The 22,102-nt window shown below is 41.1% G+C and carries 21 protein-coding genes and 1 tRNA gene; 8 read left to right on the forward strand and 14 right to left on the reverse strand.

Annotated features, from left to right (window positions below):
* Positions 1-11 precede the first annotated feature (11 nt).
* Entirely contained in the window at positions 12-323 is a 312-nt protein-coding gene (locus ACQFX9_RS14415; protein WP_427162632.1) for a hypothetical protein, read from the forward strand.
* A 733-nt stretch (positions 324-1,056) separates the two neighbouring features.
* On the opposite strand, the gene ACQFX9_RS14420 is transcribed toward ACQFX9_RS14415, so the two are convergent.
* From ACQFX9_RS14420 to ACQFX9_RS14440, 5 genes are all read right to left on the reverse strand, one after another.
* Positions 1,057-1,130, reverse strand: a tRNA-Pro gene (locus ACQFX9_RS14420).
* Positions 1,131-1,181: 51 nt separating this feature from the next.
* On the reverse strand, positions 1,182-1,547 hold the full coding sequence (locus tag ACQFX9_RS14425; protein ID WP_427162633.1) for a DUF1818 family protein: 366 nt from the start codon (positions 1,545-1,547) through the stop codon (positions 1,182-1,184).
* Between the two features lie 5 nt (positions 1,548-1,552).
* Positions 1,553-1,993 (reverse strand): hypothetical protein, encoded by a 441-nt coding sequence (locus ACQFX9_RS14430; protein ID WP_427162885.1) that lies wholly within the window; start codon positions 1,991-1,993, stop codon positions 1,553-1,555.
* Positions 1,994-2,184: 191 nt separating this feature from the next.
* Positions 2,185-2,421, reverse strand: a complete 237-nt coding sequence (locus ACQFX9_RS14435) for a DNA-directed RNA polymerase subunit omega (protein WP_015140372.1) — start codon at positions 2,419-2,421, stop codon at positions 2,185-2,187.
* Between the two features lie 141 nt (positions 2,422-2,562).
* A complete protein-coding gene (locus ACQFX9_RS14440; RefSeq protein WP_427162634.1) occupies positions 2,563-3,597 on the reverse strand; it encodes an adenosine deaminase in 1,035 nt (344 codons plus the stop codon).
* Positions 3,598-3,873: 276 nt separating this feature from the next.
* Here ACQFX9_RS14440 and ACQFX9_RS14445 point away from each other — a divergent pair, with 276 nt between their 5' ends.
* The 7 genes from ACQFX9_RS14445 to ACQFX9_RS14475 all read left to right on the forward strand — a co-directional run bounded on the left by ACQFX9_RS14445 (position 3,874) and on the right by ACQFX9_RS14475 (position 10,807).
* Positions 3,874-5,217 (forward strand): adenylosuccinate synthase, encoded by a 1,344-nt coding sequence (locus ACQFX9_RS14445; RefSeq protein WP_427162886.1) that lies wholly within the window; start codon positions 3,874-3,876, stop codon positions 5,215-5,217.
* A gap of 173 nt (positions 5,218-5,390) precedes the next feature.
* Complete coding sequence (rplY, locus tag ACQFX9_RS14450) at positions 5,391-5,693, forward strand: 50S ribosomal protein L25 (RefSeq protein ID WP_236142668.1); 303 nt, start codon at positions 5,391-5,393, stop codon at positions 5,691-5,693.
* A gap of 204 nt (positions 5,694-5,897) precedes the next feature.
* Positions 5,898-6,620 (forward strand): dienelactone hydrolase family protein, encoded by a 723-nt coding sequence (locus ACQFX9_RS14455; protein ID WP_427162635.1) that lies wholly within the window; start codon positions 5,898-5,900, stop codon positions 6,618-6,620.
* 77 nt (positions 6,621-6,697) lie between these two features.
* The gene (locus tag ACQFX9_RS14460; RefSeq protein WP_427162636.1) at positions 6,698-7,324 is read left to right on the forward strand and encodes a Uma2 family endonuclease; all 627 of its coding nucleotides are present in this window, start codon (positions 6,698-6,700) and stop codon (positions 7,322-7,324) included.
* A gap of 221 nt (positions 7,325-7,545) precedes the next feature.
* Entirely contained in the window at positions 7,546-9,093 is a 1,548-nt protein-coding gene (locus ACQFX9_RS14465; protein ID WP_427162637.1) for an AAA family ATPase, read from the forward strand.
* Between the two features lie 302 nt (positions 9,094-9,395).
* Positions 9,396-9,902: a hypothetical protein gene (locus ACQFX9_RS14470; RefSeq protein WP_427162638.1), complete on the forward strand. Its 507-nt coding sequence runs from the start codon at positions 9,396-9,398 to the stop codon at positions 9,900-9,902.
* Positions 9,903-10,015: 113 nt separating this feature from the next.
* Entirely contained in the window at positions 10,016-10,807 is a 792-nt protein-coding gene (locus tag ACQFX9_RS14475; protein ID WP_427162639.1) for a YdcF family protein, read from the forward strand.
* 202 nt (positions 10,808-11,009) lie between these two features.
* On the opposite strand, the gene ACQFX9_RS14480 is transcribed toward ACQFX9_RS14475, so the two are convergent.
* From ACQFX9_RS14480 to hepA, 9 genes are all read right to left on the reverse strand, one after another.
* Complete coding sequence (locus ACQFX9_RS14480; RefSeq protein WP_427162887.1) at positions 11,010-12,425, reverse strand: O-antigen ligase domain-containing protein; 1,416 nt, start codon at positions 12,423-12,425, stop codon at positions 11,010-11,012.
* A gap of 105 nt (positions 12,426-12,530) precedes the next feature.
* Entirely contained in the window at positions 12,531-13,481 is a 951-nt protein-coding gene (locus ACQFX9_RS14485) for a glycosyltransferase family 2 protein (RefSeq protein ID WP_427162888.1), read from the reverse strand.
* Entirely contained in the window at positions 13,481-14,608 is a 1,128-nt protein-coding gene (locus ACQFX9_RS14490) for a glycosyltransferase family 4 protein (protein WP_427162640.1), read from the reverse strand. Before ACQFX9_RS14490 ends, ACQFX9_RS14485 begins: the two co-directional genes overlap by 1 nt.
* A gap of 140 nt (positions 14,609-14,748) precedes the next feature.
* Positions 14,749-15,627 carry a glycosyltransferase family 2 protein gene (locus ACQFX9_RS14495; RefSeq protein ID WP_427162641.1) on the reverse strand — a complete coding sequence of 293 codons (879 nt, stop codon included), beginning with the start codon at positions 15,625-15,627 and terminating at the stop codon, positions 14,749-14,751.
* Between the two features lie 69 nt (positions 15,628-15,696).
* Complete coding sequence (locus tag ACQFX9_RS14500; RefSeq protein ID WP_427162642.1) at positions 15,697-16,671, reverse strand: glycosyltransferase family 2 protein; 975 nt, start codon at positions 16,669-16,671, stop codon at positions 15,697-15,699.
* Positions 16,672-16,745: 74 nt separating this feature from the next.
* Positions 16,746-17,816: a glycosyltransferase family 2 protein gene (locus ACQFX9_RS14505; protein WP_427162643.1), complete on the reverse strand. Its 1,071-nt coding sequence runs from the start codon at positions 17,814-17,816 to the stop codon at positions 16,746-16,748.
* A gap of 33 nt (positions 17,817-17,849) precedes the next feature.
* A complete protein-coding gene (locus ACQFX9_RS14510) occupies positions 17,850-18,914 on the reverse strand; it encodes a glycosyltransferase (RefSeq protein WP_427162644.1) in 1,065 nt (354 codons plus the stop codon).
* A 30-nt stretch (positions 18,915-18,944) separates the two neighbouring features.
* Entirely contained in the window at positions 18,945-19,913 is a 969-nt protein-coding gene (locus tag ACQFX9_RS14515) for a glycosyltransferase family 2 protein (RefSeq protein WP_427162645.1), read from the reverse strand.
* A gap of 299 nt (positions 19,914-20,212) precedes the next feature.
* Entirely contained in the window at positions 20,213-22,030 is a 1,818-nt protein-coding gene (gene hepA / locus ACQFX9_RS14520) for a heterocyst formation ABC transporter subunit HepA (RefSeq protein ID WP_427162646.1), read from the reverse strand.
* Positions 22,031-22,102: the final 72 nt, after the last annotated feature.

Here is a 22,102-nt window from a genome sequence, read left to right on the forward strand (position 1 = left end):
GAGGAAGCAAGATGGTACTGACAACAGATAACTTAGTTTATTTACCTAACGGGGATAATCCCAATCCCGACTTCCAAGAGAGGTTAAATAACTTCCTACTGATCCAGCAATTAGTTGAGGCTTACATCAAAGAGACAGCAACATATGATGGTATGATTGTGACCGTATGCCAGGAGCTTGGAGACGGTATAAGGGTTGTCGTAGCACCGGATGACCTAATAAAAATTAGTAGAGAAGCACTACATACATTACTACGAGAAGCTGGTTATCTATTGCCTCTTAAACCTAGTGAGTTAAGGGATGAGGATGACTTTCCCTTCTAGGAATTAACCCCTCAGAACCTCTACACTGAGGGGTTAATTATATCCGTAGTTCCGGTAGCTTAAAGTACCTAATTGAGTTCTTTTGATCTACTGTTCAATAGCGTAGGTTCCTCACTGAGAGATCATAACTTACCAGTGAGGATCTAAAGAATAGCTAAAAGTAAATACACTATTCTCCTTTGAGGATCTAGAAGAAAAGCAATAAGAATAGCAGTCACTGCAAAATTAAACAGGCCAATCTTTGACTATGCTTATATGCTTCTTTGAGCTAAACATAGCCTTTTATCTCTATTGAGCCCAAGTCATAATAGTCTAGAACTATCCCCCTCTCGGCTCAGAGTTATATATATAATCTCAATCCTGCTTGTTCATATCTGAACCTTTTAGGCAGACCCCACTCACAGTTAGAGATTAATTCAGTTATATATCTTAAATGCTAAGGATGTCTATATTTCTAATGTATTAGGTGAGTTATTTAATAATATTAATTACTTCTGAATCAATTTATACCAAAATTGAGCTATTTAAGTATTAGTGCTTAAAATAGGGTCTTAAACCAGGTTCATAACAGTGTCATACCACTAAATAGCTAAAAGTATTTCCAGGACTGGATTGTAGCCCTTTAAACTTCATACCACTCCCATACCAATTTTAATCAATAAAGTCTGTCATAAATCAAAAAAGCAAGGGGAGGAGAAATCCTGTAACCCTTGCTGTATAGGGATTTTATTAATCGGAGCGGCGGGATTCGAACCCACGACCTCCACTACCCCAAAGTGGCGCGCTACCAAGCTGCGCTACGCCCCGGTCACGATTTACTATAATATTCTCAAATTATAGAATAGTCAAGGGGAAAACTTAGAAAACTTTCAGAGTCGCCGCAGCTTGCAACAAACCAGGAACAGCAAAGGCTGACCATTTACCTTCAGCACACCTACCTGCGTTGAGGATGAAGCGCAGACTGTATTCATGGGGATAGCCTTCTACTTCCATCCACAATAAATCGCTTTCGGCTTCACAGGCTATTTTTTCTTCATCCATTAATTCGGCGGTGAGTTGTTTCATCGTGTCGGCTAGCTTGGCTAACAGACGGCAAAAATCATCCAACTCAGCTGAGGTTAACTCAATTGCCCAGTCATCAGTTCCTACTAACCCTTGAAATTCGCTAGCATGGGGATTCCAGCCAATACGCCAGCCTTCACCGCTTTTAATTAAACGTTCCATGAGGATTAGGGATTAGGGACTGGGGACTGGGGACTGGGGTTAAAAATATTAGTGAGGACTTGAACTAGGGCATTTCTTTGGCTGCGAGTCAGGCGTTTAATGGCAGCGCGATCGCCTTCTAAGGGGTTTTGCTTTAAAGTATCATTACCTGGGTAAGTATTGTCATACATGATTTCATTTGCATCCAGATAATCAGCCAAAGTTAGCTTCCAATCAAGTCGATAATTGGGGGCGCGTTCTTTTATATAAATGTGATATCTAATCAGACGACTAATTAAGGTGTTATTTTCTGCAACTTTACCCGATGATTGGCTAATATATTGGTTTTCCTTGGGTAAATCCGGTAATTGCTGATAAACTAACTGCCACACATCGCTAGGGGTAATTCTTTGCGCCTGGGCTGGTGATTGGGGTAATATGCTGATTGCGGAAGTCCCTAAAATGATGCTGAGATTTAAGGCAGTGATACCTACGGAGGACTTTGCCAAAGCTAATAATTTAAACTGCACAAATTTGATTCTGAGAATTGATATTGAGAAAAACCTTTACTAGCTCATATAAATAAATATTCTGAGGCGAAAGCACAAAGCTGTTAGTTTTACACTCAGCACTCCGCACTTTCAACTCAGCACTAGTTTCACAATTCGCCGATGATTTCTGGTTGTGTCAGTTCATCAGACATCTCAATAATTGCCCTTAGTACAGGTTTCATCATCGCATCTTCGGCACTTTCAAATTCTTCATAACGCCGACGCTTGGCACGATTTGCCACCTGAACCGTAATGCGGTAGCGATTGGAAGCTGCACTAATTAAATCCTCGGCACGGTGCATAATCTGAGACTGGGTTGTCTCGAACTTAGAACGCTTGAGCATAGTAATTGGTTCTTGGGGACATACTTAGTTTAGCAATAGTTATTAGTCATTAGTCATTAGTCAACAGTCAATAGTCAATAGTCAATAGTCAGCACTCACTAAACTCATTACTCAGCACTCACTAAGGATGGGGGAGTAACATCAGGCTAAAGCGGTGGCGCGTTCTGGTTGTAATAAACCATTCAATAGATATGCTGGACGTTGACCGTAAGGCCAAGCAAAAGCGTGACGAAAAGCAGCATCTTGACAGGCTTGTAGTTGCTCAAAATTGATAATGTCGTAAGTTAAGAGGTTTTCATACTCAAAAGGCAAACGGACATTATGCAAGCCAGCATTATCAGTACAGATAGCTATATCTACACCAGCCTCAAAACATCGGTCAAATACTAATTTCAGTTGGCGGATATCCTGCAAAGTCCCAGTTTTGAGGTAAGTTGTGGGACAAACTTCTAAACACTGTCCGAGTCTTGCCACCTCTGGAAGTAGTTCTGGATGCAATAAAGGAATCTGAATACCGTGACCAATCCTCATCAGATAAGGTAATAATTCTGGGTAGCAGCCATCAGTAGTTTCGTAAAGATGTCCAGTGGTGTTAATTCCTAGCGATCGCGCATAATCATACAGACTAATCAATTCTTGCAGGCGATCGCTATAATGACTATCGCCACCAGCCACATCTACAGCACAAACATACTGTCTATTCTGTGCCGCTAAATCAACAATCGCTTTATTTACCTCATACGGTAGCCGTGAGTGCATACACAGAATTTGACTTGTAACAATGGGATATTCCGGTAAATGGCTAGCTTTACCAACCACTTCCACAATTTCCGTCATCTTGTCAATTCTCTGTGATTGACTTAAATGTTCTGGTGTCCGTAAATACGGAGTATAACGCAATTCCAGATAAGCCAAATTCTCGAAAATATAAGCACCACGCACCAAACGATAGATAAAGTACGGTAAAGTCTCTGCTGTTTGCACACTTTCCACTAAAGTATGCAGTTCTAAGTATTCATCTAGAGTATTGCGTGGACGAGTGTAAAAATCTTCAAAATCTGAATAACTGCTAAACCGAGAGATTAACTCTGATGAATGTCGCTCAAAATAACGCCACAAGACACGGGGAACAACAGAACCCCCCAAGTGTCGGTGCAATTCCGCATATAAAGCCATAGTGATAATTTGTCTATAAAATTTCAATAATATTAACAAATATTACTGAGGAAAGATTGTGTACTTCTAGGAAGATTGTGTAAATTTATCTAGATTTGGGGATTGGGGATTAGGGATTGGGGACTGGGGACTGGGGACTGGGGACAAGGTAGGAGATGAGAAAAACTTTTTCCTGTTCCCTGTTCCCTGTTCCCTAATGACTACTAACTATTGACAAATATTACAGAATATGTTGATAATGGTTCTTTGTGGAAACTTTACCTCAATAATAAAAGCTTGGCTAACGTCATTGTGATAGGGGCCCAATGGGGCGATGAAGGGAAAGGTAAAATAACTGACTTACTCAGCAGATCCGCAGATGTGGTAGTACGTTACCAAGGGGGTGTGAATGCTGGACACACAATTGTAGTCAAGGGTCAGACCTTCAAACTGCACTTGATTCCCTCTGGTATTTTATATCCAGATACAGAGTGCGTGATTGGCTGCGGGACAGTCATCGATCCACAAGTTTTAATAAAAGAACTCGACCAATTAGAAAGTTTAAATATTTCTACGAAAAATCTGCTCATTTCTGAGACAGCCCATGTCACGATGCCCTACCATCGATTAATCGATAAGGCATCAGAAGAAAGACGGGGAAGCCATAAAATCGGCACGACTGGTCGAGGGATTGGCCCTACCTACGCTGACAAATCAGAGCGTACAGGGATTAGAATACTAGACTTGATGGACGAAAAAGCCCTGCGCGACCAGTTGGAATGGACGATTAATTATAAGAACGTTATTTTAGAAAAGCTGTATAACATACCACCGTTAGATCCGCAACAGGTGATCGAAGAGTATCTAGGTTATGCAGAACGTCTGCGACCTTATGTCGTTGATACTTCATTTAAGATATACGATGCAGTACAAAAACGGCGCAACATCTTATTTGAAGGGGCGCAAGGGACGCTGTTGGACTTAGACCACGGAACTTATCCCTATGTGACATCTTCCAACCCAGTGGCGGGAGGGGCTTGTGTCGGCACAGGGTTAGGCCCGACAATGATAGATCGCGTAATCGGGGTTTCTAAAGCTTACACCACCAGAGTTGGTGAAGGCCCATTTCCTACCGAATTGGAAGGTGAATTAGGAGAACACCTGTGCGATCGCGGCGCAGAATTCGGCACAACCACCGGACGCAAACGCCGTTGTGGTTGGTTTGATGCTGTTATCGGTCGTTATGCCGTGAGAATCAACGGTATGGACTGTATGGCGATTACCAAACTAGATGTCCTCGACGAATTAGAGGAAATCAAAGTTTGTGTTGCCTATGAAATAGACGGTGAACACTGTGAAAACTTCCCCACTAGCGCGAGAAAGTTTGCCCAGTGTCGCCCCGTTTACAAAACCTTACCAGGCTGGCAAGTACCCACCAGCGAGTGCCGCAGCTTGGAAGACTTGCCACAGCAAGCATTGGACTACCTGAAATTCCTAGCAGAATTAATGGAAGTCCCGATCGCGATCGTCTCACTAGGTGCGAGTCGTGATCAAACTATTATCGTAGAAGACCCAATTCACGGGCCAAAACGCGCCCTACTCCACCCTGATGGTACTCCCGCTTCCTTGCTGAGTGCGTAGTGAGTGGTGAGTGCTGTTAGCGGTAGCGCGGCGTTTAGCCGGTGGTGAGTGCTAAGTGCTGAGTCAGAAGTTAAAAGTCAAAGGTCTAAAGTTTTTTACTAATGACCAATGACTAATAACTAATGACTAATGACCAATGACTAATGACTAACACCTGATAACTGATAACTGATATGGCTTTGACTGTTGAATCTAAAACCAGACCAGAAGGTAGCAAACCCAACGCATTACGTCGTTCTGGACTCATCCCCGCTAACTTATACGGTCACAAAGGTAGGGAATCTATCTCTTTAGTAGTTGATGCTAAGGTTGTAGAACGTCTACTAAAATCTGCTGCCGTAGAAAAAACAGAGATTGAACTCTCTATTCCCGAATTGCAATGGACTGGTAAAACTGTACTGAAAGAAGTTCAGGTACATCCAGCTAAAGGTACTCCTTACCACATTAGTTTTTGCGCTACAGCTAACAGCAAGTAGACAAAAGCAAGAGCAATTAGAATTTTGACAAAATTGCTAATTAAACCAGGGATAAAACCCTGGTTTTTTGTTTTTCCAATATTTGAGCAATTAGAACCCTTCGGGAAACCCCCCACGCACTTTTTTTGTAAAGTCTAAAATTGGTATAAATCCCAATCTCGTATCTAACGATAGTACGTAAATCCAACAGGTAGGAGTAATCAAATGCAAATCGTTAAGACAGAGGTGAAAATTTCTACGCCTGATGGACAAATGCCTGGGTTCTTGTATAAACCTGCTGAATCTGGGCAGAAACCAGCAGTAATTCTTCTGATGGAAGCATTTGGCTTAACTTCCCATATTCAAGATGTAGCAGCCCGAATTGCTAATGAAGGCTACGTAGTTCTTACGCCAGATTTGTATTATCGTGAGTTGCCAAACAATAAGTTTGAGTATGCAGAGGTTGAGCAAGCGATGGCGATGATGTACCGCCTTGACTTCGGTAAACCCCTAGAGGAAGATATTGCAGCTGCGATCGCTTATGTAAAGTCGCAGCCAGATGTATTCCCAGAGAGAATTGGAGTGACCGGATTTTGCTTAGGTGGTGGTCTGTCCTTTCTCTCCGCTTGCAAATTTTCAGACAAAATAGCAGCTGTAGCTCCCTTCTACGGCATGGTTCTAGATGACTGGATAGAAGCAATCACCAACATTACAGTACCTATTTATTTATTTCATGGTGGTATCGATCCATTTATTCCCCCAGAACGTGTTCAGCAAATCGAAACTCGTTTCCAAGCACTTGGCAAAGAATACAAATTAAAAGTTTATCCTGATGCTGATCATGGTTTTTTCTGCCATGAGCGTTCTTCTTATAACCTGTCAGCCGCAGAAGATTCATGGCGTGAGCTAACACAGTTTTTTCACAGACATTTACAAAAACCTATCTAAGTTGATTCACCGTTAACCACAAGGGTCACAATCTTTCATTTGGTAGACTGAAGGCATTAATTGGGCGAAGTTGACCTATGACTACAACGATAGACCAAGCAAAACAACAAAAGCCCCTCAGTTTTGAAGAGTTTCTCACCCTTTATGGTAGCGATCGCCGCTATGAACTGATCGATGGAGAAGTATTTGACTTGGAACCCACAGGACTGCATGAAGAGGTTGGGGCTTTCATTACCGCCAAGATTTGCGTTCAGATTGACAGCGCAGGCTTACCTTGGTTTGTTCTTCAGCGAGGACTATTGCGCCCTTCTAACATCGGTGTGACAGCATTCCGCCCTGACGTTGCAGTTGTTGATAGAAATGAACTCACCAAAGAACCACTGTGGTCTGAACAATCGATTCTGACCCTTGGTAGTTCAATTAAGTTGGTGGTAGAAGTTGTTAGTAGTAACTGGCAAAATGACTATGCCCGGAAAGTTGAAGACTACGCGGTTTTAGGTATTCCCGAATATTGGATTGCAGATTATGCAGGTAGTGGTGGTACTCGACACATTGGCAAACCCAAACAACCCACCCTCTCTATCTGTACCCTAATGAATGGAGAATATGAAATTCAACAGTTTCGAGGTACTCAAAACATCGTCTCTTTCACCTTTCCAGGTTTAAAACTAACGGCTGAACAGGTGTTGAGAGCAGGTAGGTAATGGTAATACCTTTTTTTAATTGAAGATGCACTTGATTCTGCACTGTAAAGACTTTGTATGCAACTTCTCTACATCATTTACTTGCTGCAACTTCCTAAAGAATTGGTATGAGGACGAAAATTTGCACAATAGAACTAAGAATTAAGACTTTCATTGAGTTAAAAATAGTACCATAATCAAGGTTTTAGCTAATCCCGAACTCAAATTAATTCAAAATTCCTATGACCGAAGTCACTCTTCCCGCTTTAATTGAGCAAATGTTACAGCCAGGGTTCTACCCCCATCCTGTACAAGAATCGATTCAACTCATTCAAACCCACATTTCCTATGTGTTGCTGACTGGGGACTATGCCTATAAATTGAAAAAACCTGCAAATTTCGGGTTTCTAGATTTCTCCACCCTAGAGAAACGCCAGCATTTTTGTCAGGAAGAATTGCGGTTAAATCAACGGGGTGCGGGGGAACTCTATTTAGAAGTGTTACCGATAACTTTGCAGGGTGAGCAGTATATTCTGGGGGGGACAGGTGAGCCTGTAGAATATGCAGTTAAAATGCGTCAGTTTCCCCAAGATACTCTACTTAGTTCACTATTTGCGGAAGGGAAGTTAGACGAGACCCATTTAGAAAAATTAGGACGTGTTGTGGCACAATACCACGCCAAAACCGAGACGAATGACTATATTCGGAGTTTTGGGGAAGTAGCTCAAGTTAGAGCCGCATTTGATGAAAATTACCAGCAAACCGAAAAATATATTGGCGGCCCCCAAACTCAGACACAGTTTGACGAAACTAAAGCTTACACCGACCGTTTCTTTGCCGAAAAACAAGAGTTATTTCAACGTCGCATCCAAAATGACTATATTCGGGAGTGTCATGGCGACTTACACCTGAGAAATATTTGTCTGTGGCAAGATAAAATTTTGCTGTTTGATTGTATTGAATTCAACGAACCATTCCGCTTTGTGGATGTCATGTTTGATGTTGCTTATGCAGTCATGGATCTGGAAGCACAGCAGCGTCCTGATTTAAGTAATGCTTATCTTAATACTTATTTAGAAGAGACTGGCGATTGGGAAGGATTAGAAGTATTACCAATATATGTAAATCGTCAATCCTATGTCCGAGCTAAGGTGACATCATTTTTGTTAGATGACCCTGGTGTACCAGCTAGCGTCAAAGAAGAAGCCAGCAAAACAGCAGCCCAATACTACAAACTCGCTTGGGAATATACTCAACCCAAACAAGGAAAACTGATTTTAACTTCAGGTTTATCTGGTTCGGGAAAAAGCACAACAGCTAAATATTTAGCACGACAAACAGGCGCGATTCATATTCGTTCTGACGCAGTTAGAAAACACTTAGGGGGAGTTCCTCTGCATGAACGGGGAGGCGATGATTTATATACGCCAGAAATGACACACAAAACTTATGCACGGTTATTGAATTTGGGGATTATACTAGCTAATCAAGGTTACACCGTGATTTTAGATGCTAAGTATGATAAACAAGAACTGAGACAAGAAGCGATCGCCCAGGCACAAAAACACCAACTACCCCTGCAAATTATTTACTGCACAGCCCCCTTAGAAGTAGTCAAAGAACGTCTAGCTAACCGTACTGGTGATATTGCTGATGCCACAGTAGACTTATTAGCCTCACAACTCAAGCAAGCAGAAGCCTTTACCGACACCGAAAAACCCTACGTACAAATTTGGGATACAACTCAACCACCACAAACACAATTACCAAAATTCAGTAGTATAAAGTAAATATTTTGAGGATGAGGCAGGGGGTGGAAGAATTTTGGATTTTGGATTTCGGATTTTGGATTGAATCATACATTCTAAAATTTAAAATTCCCAATCCAAAATTGAAAGCGCAAGGGACAAGAGGTAAAAACTTTTATACACCCCCACACCCTCACACCAATTCACTAAAATCATGAAACAGATTCAAATCCAGAAACCCTTGTTAAAAATGGATTTCTTAATTTTGAATTTTGTAGCTTGCTTCCCGATAGGGTATTTTGAATTTTGAATTGGTATCACACCCCTACACCCCTACTTTCCCTATGTCACAAAACAAAAACTTATTCAATTTTTCCCCTGAGTCTATATCTCAATTTCTCTTTGGGGCATTCATCGCATTTATTTTGAACTCGACAGGAACGACAATTACCTTAAGTATTTTCTTGGGGATTTTGGGTTGGTTTATGTTGGGTTGGTTTACCAATACTACTAAAACTAGTCCCCAACCACCCACCGTACCCTCGGCTGATGGGATTGATGCTGGATTAAAATATTGGTTATTTTTCTTACTAGGATTTAGTTGGTTAGGCTATCCAGCACTCATGAGCATCATACTTGGCGGTATTGGTGCTTTGGCTGGGGGTTGGACGATCGCTTGGTGGAGAAGTAAGGAACAAACTCAAACACAATTACCAGTAGAAGTTGTAGAAGAGGTGGACGGTCAACAGCAACAGTCTACCAGTAGAATTACCAGACAGCAAAAAAGGAGAGCTAGCCGTCGTTATCGTCGCGTACCTGGTAGTTTCAGTTTTAAGTTTTGGGGTAAGTAGGGACTGGGGATTGGGGACACTTCGACAAGCTCAGTGCTTCGCTGGGGACTAGGTATTGGGATGAAATCTTCTCTGCTTCTGTGTGTCCTCTTTCCCACAACTGATGCTCTATTATGTTTTTATATCTTTCTAAGTTATTACCGTTATTTTTTTATCCGTTGGGACTGGCTTGTTTCAGTTTAGTATTTGCTTTATTTAATGTGAAGAAACGACCGCGTGTTGCAGCGATCGCTATTTCTTGGTCGTTAATTTTATTATTATTGTGCGGGAATGCTTGGGTTTCTAAATATTTAGTGCGATCGCTAGAATGGCAAAATATCCCCTCAGTCCAATTACCTACAGCAGAAGCAATTGTGGTATTAGGCGGTGCAACTAAATCAGCCTTTCCTCCGCGTCCAACAGTTGATTTGAGTGAACAAGGCGATCGCGTAATTTATGCGGCTCAACTATACCGTCAAAAAAAAGCTCCTCTAATTATCCTCAGTGGTGGAAGAATTGATTGGCGGGGGAGTGGTTCATCAGAATCAGCAGATATGGTGACTCTCCTGACATCTATCGGGATTCCCGGCGAAGCATTAATTCAAGAACCAGATTCCCTCAATACTTATCAAAATGCCGTCAATGTCAAAAAAATTCTTGAATCTCGCGGTATTCGGCAAATACTGTTAGTCACTTCTGCCTTACATATGCCGCGATCGTTGAAAATTTTTCAGCGTCAAGGTATTGATGCTATCCCCGCACCAACAGACTTTCTCGTCAGCCAAGGCGAACTCCAAGAACTCGCCAGCAGCCCCAAAGCCGCTATCCTCAACTTATTACCAGACACTAACAATCTACATCAATTTACTAATGCCCTCAAAGAATATGTTGGTAGCTTTGTTTATTGGTTACGGGGATGGTTGTGATTAGTCAATAGTCAATAGTCAATAGTCAATAGTCAATAGTCAATAGTCAATAGTCATTAGTCATTAGTCAATAGTCATTAGTCATTAGTCATTAGTCATTATTACTCATTACTCAGCACTCAGCACTCATTACTCAGCACCGGCTAAACGCCGCGCTACCGCTAACAGCACTCAGCACTCATTACTCATTACTCATCCCTAACTAATCGAATCGAGAACTGACATGATACTTGTGTCCCGCCATTGCGAGAGCAATAAAGCCCCAAAGTACCATCCCAGGCATCCCTAACATTCCACTATTACCTAACAACGTTGATAACATCCCCACACTAATTGCTCTGGATGCAGCCATAAAAGTATCAAACCGATATTCAGAATATTGAAAAGATCCCGCAAACGCCATAAATATTGCGACTAAGTAAAATACACCGCCAAACCAACCTAATGTGAAAAACATATCTAAAATGCCACTATCAATCACAATCGGTTCTAAAATGCCTTTTTTATTCACAATAAAAGTATTGCCGACACCGTTGCCTAAACCATTAGTTAAAGCACTATTCAAACCATCTTCATATATTTTTTGTCTGACCTTAGCACTGTCATCTTTATCTAACTGAGAAAAAGTTTCAAATCTAGTAGTAATAGGTTCGGAGAATTCTTTGATTTGTGTTAATGGAACTATACACAGTGCCATGATCAAAATCGTTATGAACAGGCGCATTTGCAAATGAGCTTTTAAGGCAGTCAAAAAAGTAAGAAATGCTATTAACCAACCACCCCATAATGTACGTACTGTTGTGAGTAAGAAGGCCAAATAACCAATTGCAGAAGCAGGAATACGGAGAAAATTTTTATTACTAAATAACAATACCAAACCTGCCATCATCATAGCTGCATAGGGTGCAGGAGATGCCATCGTACTCCAAACCCTTAATTTTAAAGGCTCAGGATCACCCATGCTAGTCAATTTTGTACTGGTTAACCAGAATAAATCCCACTCAGGCGCGACTAGAAACTGTATCACCCCATAAATACCTGTGACTAATACACCCCAGAGAAAAGTCCTCTCGATAGTACGACGGTATGAGGGATAATCTCGCCAATTAATAAATAGATAAAAACCAAAAGTAATAGGTGTTAACCAATCTAAAAGACCCCGTGCCGCAGTAAAAGGTGATGTTTTAATCACGCCAATCAGAAAGCCGTAAAACACACCTAAAAATGCCAATACAAAAGGTAAACTGCCTTGGCGCAGTGACCTTGGCAGTTCTTTTAAAAAAGTATGTAAAGTTAATAACGTCACTAAATATTGTGACACCAACATAAAACGCGTTGCGTCCCAACCACTTCTATAATCGACCAAACGAGCCACGAAGGGAGTAACAAACCAAATCCACCAAGTAAAACCTGTATAAAGTAAAGGGTATCGCAGATATAAAAAAATACCGACAGCAAAGGACATGATCACATAAGCCGTGCGAAGAATACCCGCCGCACCAGCAAAAATACAGACTGCGGAAAACAGAACGAAAGATAGTATAGCTGCCCAAGCTAACGGCGGTTGTTTGCCGAACACAAATTGTTTTCTCGGTGGACTATTAGGAAGTGTATGTATTTGAACCACTTAAAATCTCCGGTTAGTCAATAGTCAATAGTCATCAGTCATTAGTCATTAGTCATTAGTTCTTCTCCCCTGCTCCCAGTCCCCAGTCCCCATTCCCTATGCCCTATGCCCCATTCCCCATTCCCTTTTGAATTGCCACGTTTGCCAACCTTGCCAGCGACCACGCCAGGATGCTAATAGTTTTTGTCCTGCTAACAGGCCTTCGCTGGGGAGAAAACGTAACCATTGAATTAAACCCATAGCGTCCCTTGTTCCGACTAATCCAGCCCAGAACAAAAACGCTAATCTTTGTGTGGGCGATAAATGTTCTAGTAATGCTAAGGTTTCGTTGTGTACGGCATTAACTACAGCAATGGCATTGAATTGATTGCGCTGATCTTCGTCAAATCTTCGGGCGGGATAATGGTTCACTCCGACTTGAGGATCATAAATGAGTTTCCAGCCGGCGCGCTTGAGGGCGAGACAAAAGGCTACTTCAAAGTGGACTTGTGCGCCTGTACCTAACATCCGTTGGTCAAAGTGTAGTTTTTGAATGGCTTGGCGGCGAAAGCTCATGTTAACACCCTTGAGAACATCTACCTCACGGGGTGCGCCGATGCCTTGATGGTGATTACCAATGATGCGTCCAAACCAATGCACCTGTCCCACGACTGGACAAGCTCCATCTTCTAAATGTTTTCCGTGATATACCCAATCCCTGCCGCCGACTCCGCCGACGCGCTCATCTGCCAAGAAATGAGTTTCAATCTGTGCTAACCAATTAGTATGAGGGGCGGCATCATCATCGGTAAAGGCGACAATGTCTCCTTGGGCAACATTTAAACCTGCATTCATCGCTGCTACTACACCAGGAATAGTGACTGTAGTGGCGCGTAATGGTAAAAGCAGAGGGTCAAAGGTGGTGAGAAATTCCCAGGTTTCCTGGTCTGAATCACGGACTACTAATACTACCTCATCGGCTGGTCGTATTTGTTTGTGTAAAGCATTTAAACAGCGTTCTAGGTCTTTGGTACGACGGTAAGTAGGGATGATGACGGTGATTTTCATCACTGCTTTAACTCCTCGAATAAATCCACATAGCACTTAGCCATGTTTGTCCAACTGTGTTGAGTGGCGATCGCTCTGGCGGCTGTACCCATTGTTTGTCTCAGGAGGCGATCGCTACTCAAAGTCAACATCGCTTTGGCTAAACCTTCTATATCGTCTGAATCTGCCAAAACCATGCCAGATTCAGGTTTTACTAAATCGGCTGCTCCTGTACTACTAACGGTAATCACGGGCAAACCAGAAGCCATTGCCTCAATTACTACTAAACCAAACGGCTCATACCGAGAGGGAAATACGAAAAAATCAACAGCTTTCATCAAGTCGGGAATATCACGGCGTAGTCCCAGAAAATGGACTCGCTCTTGCAATCCCAACGCTGCGGCTAATTCTAGATAGGGACTACCTTCCGTAATTCCAGCTACCGCCAGATGTAAATCAGGAACTTTAACTAAAGCTTTGAGAACTGTATCTAGATTTTTGCGCGCAAGTCTGATATCACCAGCAAACAACGCCAGAGGAACATCTATTGGTAGATTCCATTGCTGACGGTCAATTTTTCCTGGTGCAAATTCTTCTAAATCTACACCGTTGACAATGACTCGAATATTTTTTGGCAATACACCAATGGCTTGTAAATCCTGCGCCACCTTCTTAGAAACCGCCACCACAACTCGCGCCTGAAGAAAAGCTCGTTTTTCCCAATGTGCATTTAAAGCTGTATATAACCACTGGTAAAAGTTATAAAAAATTCGGCGTGACTTAGGTGCAGCCTTTCCAGAAGAGAATTTCAACCAGGAACTATGGACAAAATGCACTGCATTGACATCACCACGTTCATGAGTAATTGCACCATTGATTTTAACTACATCAATCTCATGGCGATGTTGACGCAACCAATTGGTACTGACAAAAGCAAAGATAAAATTACGCAATAATTCTGTCGGCCATCCTTCCACCGGAATAGCCACCCAATTAACTTGGGGATTCTGCTGTAGTTCAGCAGCTACTTGACTAGCTAATAGAGTAACGTGATGACCACGACGAATAGCTTCTAAAGCCACTTCATAGTTGACTCGTCCTTGACCATCACCTTTAATGACATTATGTGTAACAATACATACTTTCACAATTAATTACCCTGTGAAATATAGGATTAATCGGGGATGGGGACTGAGGAGGTAGGGGGAGCAGGGGAAGCAGGGGAAGAAAAACTTCACTCATTACTCATTACTCATTACTCATTACTTATTACTCACTACTCAGCACTCTAAACCCCAAATGGTTGCCACAATCTTTGAACATGAGAACGACGAATAATTTCTGGCCAGGCTTGTAGTGAGCCTCGCTTCCATAGATATGCGGTCATGTGTACGACATACACAAAACAGAAAACTGCTAGCTTTAAGGCATTAGGGAATAAATTTTTATAACGTTTTATACCAACATATAATCTGGCAGCTTCTATAGAAATTTCGTAGTTAGTTAACTTACCAATGTCAGATACCATCAAAGAGCTTTTACCATTTGCTCCGGCATGAAATACTTGTAATTCTGGACAATGAAGAATTTTGTAGCCTCTTTTTAAGGCTCTTAAACAAAGTTCTGCATCTTCATAGCCAAAAAATATATTTTCGTCCCACTGTTCTTGTTCAAGAAACTGACGAGGGAAAATAGACGCATGAATTGCTACAGTTTCGGGAATATCGCTAGCACAGAAATATCCTCGAAAAGACAACTTGCCAGAAACCATTTGACCGCCATCTGAACAGCGACTAACACCGGAAATAATGGTGTTATTTTGCTGTTCAGATGACATTTGCTGATATCGCGCGATCGCACCAGCTAGAAAGTCTGAATCAACGTAAATATCATCATCAATAAATGCCACAAAGTCAGTTTCAGCAACAGAAATGGCATTTACCGCATTGTTACGATTAGCACAAACACCAATCCGAGGCCCAGTAATATAAATCGTCTGGGGATATTGTTGAACAATCCGATAATTTTGTTGCTGTACTTCTATATCTGGTGAATCATCAGACACCACAACAGAGTGCGGTTTGACATCAGAATTCCACAGCGATCGCAAACAATTTTCCAAATCTTGTGGACGATTTCTAGTTGTGATGCAAGCAGATATTCGCATTTTAATTACCTACTAGGGGATTGGGGATTGGGGACTGGGGACTGGGGACTAATGACTATTGACTATTGACTAAAACTTAGATGCGATCGCAGGGGGTGTAAAACTCAGCATTAGTCCGGCTAAGGTTCTGAGTTTTAGACTCTCTTTGAGGGAACGCCAAAAGTAAGAACGTGCTGCTTCTAGTTGTTGATTCCGCATTAAACCTATGCCTAACGTGGTGCTGACATGGGCCCATTGCTGTTGAAAATAGGGTTGAAATTCTTTTAGTCTTTCATCTGCCATAAATTGCTCATAGCAGAACATATCGGCTTGTGCTTTGCGGATTTTGGCTTGGGGGTTGCGTTTACCACTGAGCATTGTGTCTGTTTGTTCATGGACACGATAACGCGTCAGTTTTTCTGGATAAAAATAAGCTCCTAATCCAGAACGACAACAAAGATAGTTCAAATATATATCCCATGAACCCCCAACTTCAGCCGGAATGGCATCCCAATCAATCACATCCCGACGAATTACCGCAGCTGTGGCAGAAGAGACGGATCTATCTATTAAAGCGAGACGATAAAAAGGTTGATATATGCCTTTAGCCAGATGCGATCGCTTATAGAACTGAGAACATTCTTGAGTCATCGCATCATCTATATTGCCTTGTGCATCGATGACGTAATGATCACAAAAAGCTAAAGCTAAATTTGGGTTAGCTTCCAATGGTAGGACAAGCTTTTCTAAAAAGTCTGCTTCCCACATATCATCATCTAACAAACTAGCGACATATTTTCCCCGTGCCATTTTGAAAGCTTTGATGGTGTTTCCAAACATCCCCAAATTTGTTGTATTGCGCGAAAAGCGAATCCGAGGATCATTAAAAGACTCGACAATAGCTTGGGGATTTTCAGGACTACAGTTATCAGAAACAATAATTTCAATATGGCGATAGGTTTGTCTGACAGCACTTGTTAAGGCTGCTTTTAAGTAATCTGGACGATTATAAGTAGGTGTGATGACGCTCACCAAGGGAGTTGGGGAGTTAGTATCTATAGCCATAATTTTGAATAATTATTTTTGCCAGATTGTGTTTTTACAAGCAAATAATAACGATGCCACAAATTAGTTTTAATTTATGATGACTTCCAGCCTTGTACTGCTATGGGATGAATTTTGGCAAGAATCCGTGATATTTTTGACGGGACAAGAGCTAAAGTTGATAATAGTAATAATGTCCCATGCCAAAGAATAACTTTACTTGCTGATCCGATGATTTTCCCTTGAGGAGCAAACTGAAGAGCTAATTTAATTTGTGCTATCGCTCTACCTATATCACCTCTTGTGAACAAGCCTTGTGCTGTTTCTAGAGCGAAGTAAGCACAATTGATTTTTGCTTGTTGGATAACTCTTGCAGGTACAGTGTTAGGTAAATAGTCTGCAAAAATTTCTATAGCTTTGTACAAATTCTGGATGTAATGACCATTGATGACATTTCGTCTAGTCTGAGAATAGGAACGCACTCGATAAAGTGCCAAGGCTTCAATTTCATACCAAATGGGGTAATTAGCTGCAATTCTTACCCACATTTCCCAGTCTTCACCACATTTTAAGCGATGATTAAAGCCTCCCAAATTTTCGTAGACTGCGCGACGTACCACTATTGAAGGTGTTTGAATACAACAAACACCAGCAATCTGATTTAACCAATGACTGGGTAAAATACCACTCTGTTTCTGTTCTAAATCAGACAAATTTTGCCAATGATTATATTCATCAATAAAAACATTACGACAAAAAGCCGCGCCAATTTCTGGATGCTGCTGAAAGGCTTGCGCCATCTTTTGATAGAATCCATCGCGTACTAAATCATCGCCATGTAGCTGATGAATTAATTCACCTCGTGCCAGTTCTAAGCAGGTTTGAAAATTTTTGGTAATACCGACATTCTGTGGTTGGCGATAAAACTCAACACGACCTTTTCCTAATTCTGCTACTACAGCCTCCGGATCATCTTCTAGGGAATGATCATCCACAACCATAATTTGCATAATATCGGGGCCGGGATCTTGCGCTAACACACTAGCTAAGGTTTCACGCAGATATTCTGCACAATTGTAAGTAGGAATCATCACTGACCACAGTGGACGTTTAACTCCCTGTGGAACTGGTGAAATGATGGGAATATCATTATTGTATGGACTCATTGTTTCAGAATAAAAAGTTGGATATGAGTTTTTTTAAGATGATTTCAGGTAGTTGAGGGCTGCGGAATTAGCTGTTGTTTGATATTTTGAATTCCTTGATATTTTGCGTAATAGCGATCGCATTCCCTCCCAAGCCATGATTCTCGTAGCAGATTTAATCACTTTGAAAGAAGCACGATACTGAAGTGCTATTTGCAATTGAGCGATCGCTTGCGGTATCTTGTCTTGAGCAAACAATGCTAAAGCCGCTTCTAAAGATAAGAAAGCACAGTTTTGCTTGGCTTTTTTATGAACTTTGCCGTTGATAATAGAGGGTAAATAAGATTGGAAAATAATCTCTACAGTATCAAAGGTTTCTTGAATGAAAGTTTTACTTTTAGCATTGAGTTGGGTAACAGACAAAAAGTGTCTACGCCATAACGTTAAAGGTTCCACCTCAAACCACATGGGGTAATTGGTGAACACTCTCACCCACATTTCCCAGTCGCCACTCAAACCACAGCGTCGGTCATATCCTCCTAGTTGTTCATACACCTCACGGCGTACTACTGCAACTGATGGGACAGAAATACAACATAGTTCGGCAATGCGCTCTATCCAAGGGCTAGGAAGAATCCCACTTTCTGGTAACTCTAAACAAGAAAGTCCTTGCCAATTGCTATGCTCATCAATATATACACTGCGACAAAAGGCAGCACCAATTTGCGGATTTTCTTGGAAAGCTTGCGCCATTCTTGGATAAAAACCATCGCGCACACAATCATCACTATGCAGAAGATGAATCAAGTGACCGCGTGCTAATTCTAAACAAGTATGAGAGTTGTTAATTGCACCGACATTGGTAGGTTGACGATAGAATTCCACACGACCTTGACCTAGTTCTGCAACTACGGCTGCGGGATCATCTTGTGTGGAACAATTATCAATCACTGCAATTTGCATGATTTCAGGGCCAGGATCTTGCGCTAACACACTAGCTAAGGTTTCACGCAGATATTCTGCACAATTGTAAGTAGGAATCATCACTGACCACAGTGGACGTGTAACTCCTGCTGGAACTGGTGCAATTTGAGGACAATGAGGATGTGGTAAATTCATAACCTTAATAATTTCCAATTACATTTACTACTAAATTGTTGTACTTTCCGTATTAACAGCAGGACGAGCCAAAAATTTTCCACTCTTAAATAAGAAACGAGTTAAATAATATACTCGCTCTTGCCAGGAGTAGAAAGACCAACCCATAATTAAACGGGAAATCGCCCAAACTTCACGACTATTCCATTTACCTTGCTGGTAATACTTAGTGCGGCGATACTGAAGATTACGGGATAGGTCAACTCTGGTAGGATAATTAATCCGTTCTAAAAATTCGTTAATGTAGCGGTTGGTTTGTTCAATTCCTGCTTGTGCTTTTGCTTCCTGTTCTTTGGTGGCTACCCCTTGACCGATGTGATTGTTCGCGCCATGAATGCGGTAACTACCTAAATTTTCGTGTAGTGTTTTAATCTTACCTAAAAAAGCAGTGCAGTAAATTATGCAACCATCAGCCCAAATCCGCCATTTAATCGGGTCAATAGGAAACACTTTTTCTAATGCTTCCCGACGATAGGAAAGTCCAGAAGTCGGAGGAAAACACCAAGCATTACCAGTATTCAAGACTACTTTAGCTAAATCCTCACTCAACTTTGGCCCCTGAGTAGAAGCATTATTCATGTACTTGTCATCAGCATCAATAATATCTAAATGGTGCATGACACCTACTACATCTGATGTGTTAAATATCTCAACAATGCGCTGCACTTTTTCAGGTTTCCAAATATCATCAGCATCCAAAAAGGCGATGATATCACCACTAGCGGCTTGAAACCCTGCGTTAAAAGCACCACCTTGTCCTTGATTGGGTTGGAAAATAGTTTTGATTTGATTTGGTGCTTTTGCTTGCAGTTTGGTGATCACATCACGACTATCATCTTTAGAACCGTCATCGACAATAATGATTTCGATGTTGGAATAGGTTTGAGCTAAAACAGAATCAATTGTTTTGGGAAGATAACGAGCGTAGTTATAGTTAGAAATAATGACGGAAACTTTCATAGTAATATTTATGATCGGGAATGGGTAATGGGTAATGGGTAATGGGGCATTGAAGTGAAATTTCTTGTATACCAATTCACTAAAATTCCGAAATAAATCCAAATCTAGAAACCTGTGTAGGATGGAGATTTATTAATTTTGAATTTTGAATTTTGAATTTTGAATTGGTATTACACCCATGTATAGGAATCCGCTTTGATTCCTGAAATCATTTGCGTAGTAAGGGAACAGGGAACAGGTTAGAAGGGATAAAAGTGTACTGAGTTCTTTTCAAAAATCAAATAGGAATCCTATATATTTCAAGATTGACTAGTTTGATTTTGCATTTGGTGGTATTTCCACAACTTTCCTTTGAGTTCTAGTAATTCTTGATAGCCGCCTTGTTCTATTATTTTTCCTTGTTCGAGAACGACGACTTTATCAGCTTTAGCAATAGTTGAAAGTCGGTGAGCGATCGCAATTACGGTTCTACCCACAGCTAGTTTTTCTAAAGACTCTTGAATCAATCGCTCGGATACTGAATCTAAAGCACTGGTGGCTTCATCGAGGATGAGGATTTCGGGATCTCTGAGTAATGCACGGGCTATTGCTAGTCTTTGTCTTTGTCCTCCCGATAAGCGTACACCGCGATCGCCTAATTTAGTATCGAATCCTTCTGGCATTTCTTCGATAAATTCTAAGGCGTTTGCTAGTTGAGCCGCTTCGCGAATTTGTGCGTCACTTGCTCCTGATGTCCCGTAGGCAATATTTTCTCGTACCGAATTGTTGAAAATAAATGTGTCTTGACTAACTACAGCCATTTTTTGACGGAAGGAATAGATATCCAATTTCTGTAAATCAATACCATCGACTAAAATATGGCCTTCGGTGGGATCGTAAAATCGGGGAATTAAATCAGCTAATGTAGTTTTACCTGCTCCAGAAGCTCCTACTAGTGCGGTTGTACGACCACGTTCAATAGTCAAGGTAATATTATTCAGCACTAAATTATCGGCAGTATAGCCAAAATCTACAGATACTAAATCTATTGAGCGTTTTAAACCTGAAAATTTAATTTTGCCATTTTGGAGATAAGGTTTATTCTGAGTTTGCAAAATCTCTTTAATCTTCTCTGCCGAGCCTTGCAATGTACTCAAGAAAGCCATAGTACCATTGACATCTTGAATGTTAGGAATGACTCTAACTAGAACAAAGAAAAATGTCAATAATGAAGCAACTGGTAATGTAAAACTTGTGAAAGAAATTACAATCAAACTAATTAACACTGTTGTGGCGATGCCTTCTGCTATCGGCTTCACCATTGTCCACGCTAAGACAACCTTAATAGCAGCATTCAGTTGATTGGTACTAGCTCTATAAAAACGCTGTCTTTCAAATTCTTGTGTACCAAAAGCGTGAATTGTACGAATCCCGTTAATAAGTTCAACAGCCGTAGCTGTAAATTGAGAGTTAGCTTGTGAAATACCAAAACTGGTTTCTCTGACGCGTTTATTTAATGTAGATAGTCCTACAGCTAGCAGTGCAAAGATGAGAACAGAAACCAAAGAAAGTTGCCATGATATTAAAAACATGACAATGAAATAAACACAAACTGTGAGGAATCTAGTAAAAACGAAAGCCGCTCCACTAAAAGCCTGTTTGATTCTTTCAATCTCTGTAGTAATTGTATTAATGAGTTCTCCAGAACGGGTTTGAGTAAAATAACTCAACCTCATCGCCTGCAATTGTTCAAAGATTTGCTTATGCAAGCGATCTGCTAAATTCAGTTGAGCCGATTCGGTGTAGATGCCGGCAAAGTAATTGAAGGCGGCACGCATCCAAGTACTCAACAAAATTAATATAGATATGCGATATATAGGGCTAATCGGCACAATATCAGAGACTAAAACTACATCAACCCAAGCAATACCTGTGTGCATTGGTTGATTAGGATTAGTCAGATTTTGTAAAAATGACAGGAGAAATCCAATACTAACACCTTCAAAACTGGCAGCTAGAAAGGAAAATATAACGGCTAAAATAGCTATTTTGCGAAAATGCTTGAACTCTCGCAAAATCAAATAATTGTTTTGCCAAAATTTATTGGCTCTCAATAAATTAATCGGTTGTTTAGGCATTTTAATTTAGTGATTACTTGTCTAGAAAAGATATGGTTACAACAGTTGTCAGTTATCAGTCCTAACGGTATA

The organism is Aliinostoc sp. HNIBRCY26 (assembly GCF_050235535.1).
Taxonomy (GTDB): Bacteria; Cyanobacteriota; Cyanobacteriia; order Cyanobacteriales; family Nostocaceae; genus Trichormus.

Bases quoted from the DNA above. Each gene is read 5' to 3' on its own strand.
- ACQFX9_RS14415 (WP_427162632.1), top strand. From the start codon at position 12: ATGGTACTGACAACAGATAACTTAGTTTATTTACCTAACGGGGATAAT.
- ACQFX9_RS14425 (WP_427162633.1), bottom strand. From the start codon at position 1,547: ATGGAACGTTTAATTAAAAGCGGTGAAGGCTGGCGTATTGGCTGGAAT.
- ACQFX9_RS14435 (WP_015140372.1), bottom strand. From the start codon at position 2,421: ATGCTCAAGCGTTCTAAGTTCGAGACAACCCAGTCTCAGATTATGCAC.
- ACQFX9_RS14440 (WP_427162634.1), bottom strand. From the start codon at position 3,597: ATGGCTTTATATGCGGAATTGCACCGACACTTGGGGGGTTCTGTTGTT.
- rplY (WP_236142668.1), top strand. From the start codon at position 5,391: ATGGCTTTGACTGTTGAATCTAAAACCAGACCAGAAGGTAGCAAACCC.
- ACQFX9_RS14455 (WP_427162635.1), top strand. From the start codon at position 5,898: ATGCAAATCGTTAAGACAGAGGTGAAAATTTCTACGCCTGATGGACAA.
- ACQFX9_RS14460 (WP_427162636.1), top strand. From the start codon at position 6,698: ATGACTACAACGATAGACCAAGCAAAACAACAAAAGCCCCTCAGTTTT.
- ACQFX9_RS14465 (WP_427162637.1), top strand. From the start codon at position 7,546: ATGACCGAAGTCACTCTTCCCGCTTTAATTGAGCAAATGTTACAGCCA.
- ACQFX9_RS14470 (WP_427162638.1), top strand. From the start codon at position 9,396: ATGTCACAAAACAAAAACTTATTCAATTTTTCCCCTGAGTCTATATCT.
- ACQFX9_RS14475 (WP_427162639.1), top strand. From the start codon at position 10,016: ATGTTTTTATATCTTTCTAAGTTATTACCGTTATTTTTTTATCCGTTG.
- ACQFX9_RS14485 (WP_427162888.1), bottom strand. From the start codon at position 13,481: ATGAAAATCACCGTCATCATCCCTACTTACCGTCGTACCAAAGACCTA.
- ACQFX9_RS14495 (WP_427162641.1), bottom strand. From the start codon at position 15,627: ATGCGAATATCTGCTTGCATCACAACTAGAAATCGTCCACAAGATTTG.
- ACQFX9_RS14500 (WP_427162642.1), bottom strand. From the start codon at position 16,671: ATGGCTATAGATACTAACTCCCCAACTCCCTTGGTGAGCGTCATCACA.
- ACQFX9_RS14505 (WP_427162643.1), bottom strand. From the start codon at position 17,816: ATGAGTCCATACAATAATGATATTCCCATCATTTCACCAGTTCCACAG.
- ACQFX9_RS14510 (WP_427162644.1), bottom strand. From the start codon at position 18,914: ATGAATTTACCACATCCTCATTGTCCTCAAATTGCACCAGTTCCAGCA.
- ACQFX9_RS14515 (WP_427162645.1), bottom strand. From the start codon at position 19,913: ATGAAAGTTTCCGTCATTATTTCTAACTATAACTACGCTCGTTATCTT.
- hepA (WP_427162646.1), bottom strand. From the start codon at position 22,030: ATGCCTAAACAACCGATTAATTTATTGAGAGCCAATAAATTTTGGCAA.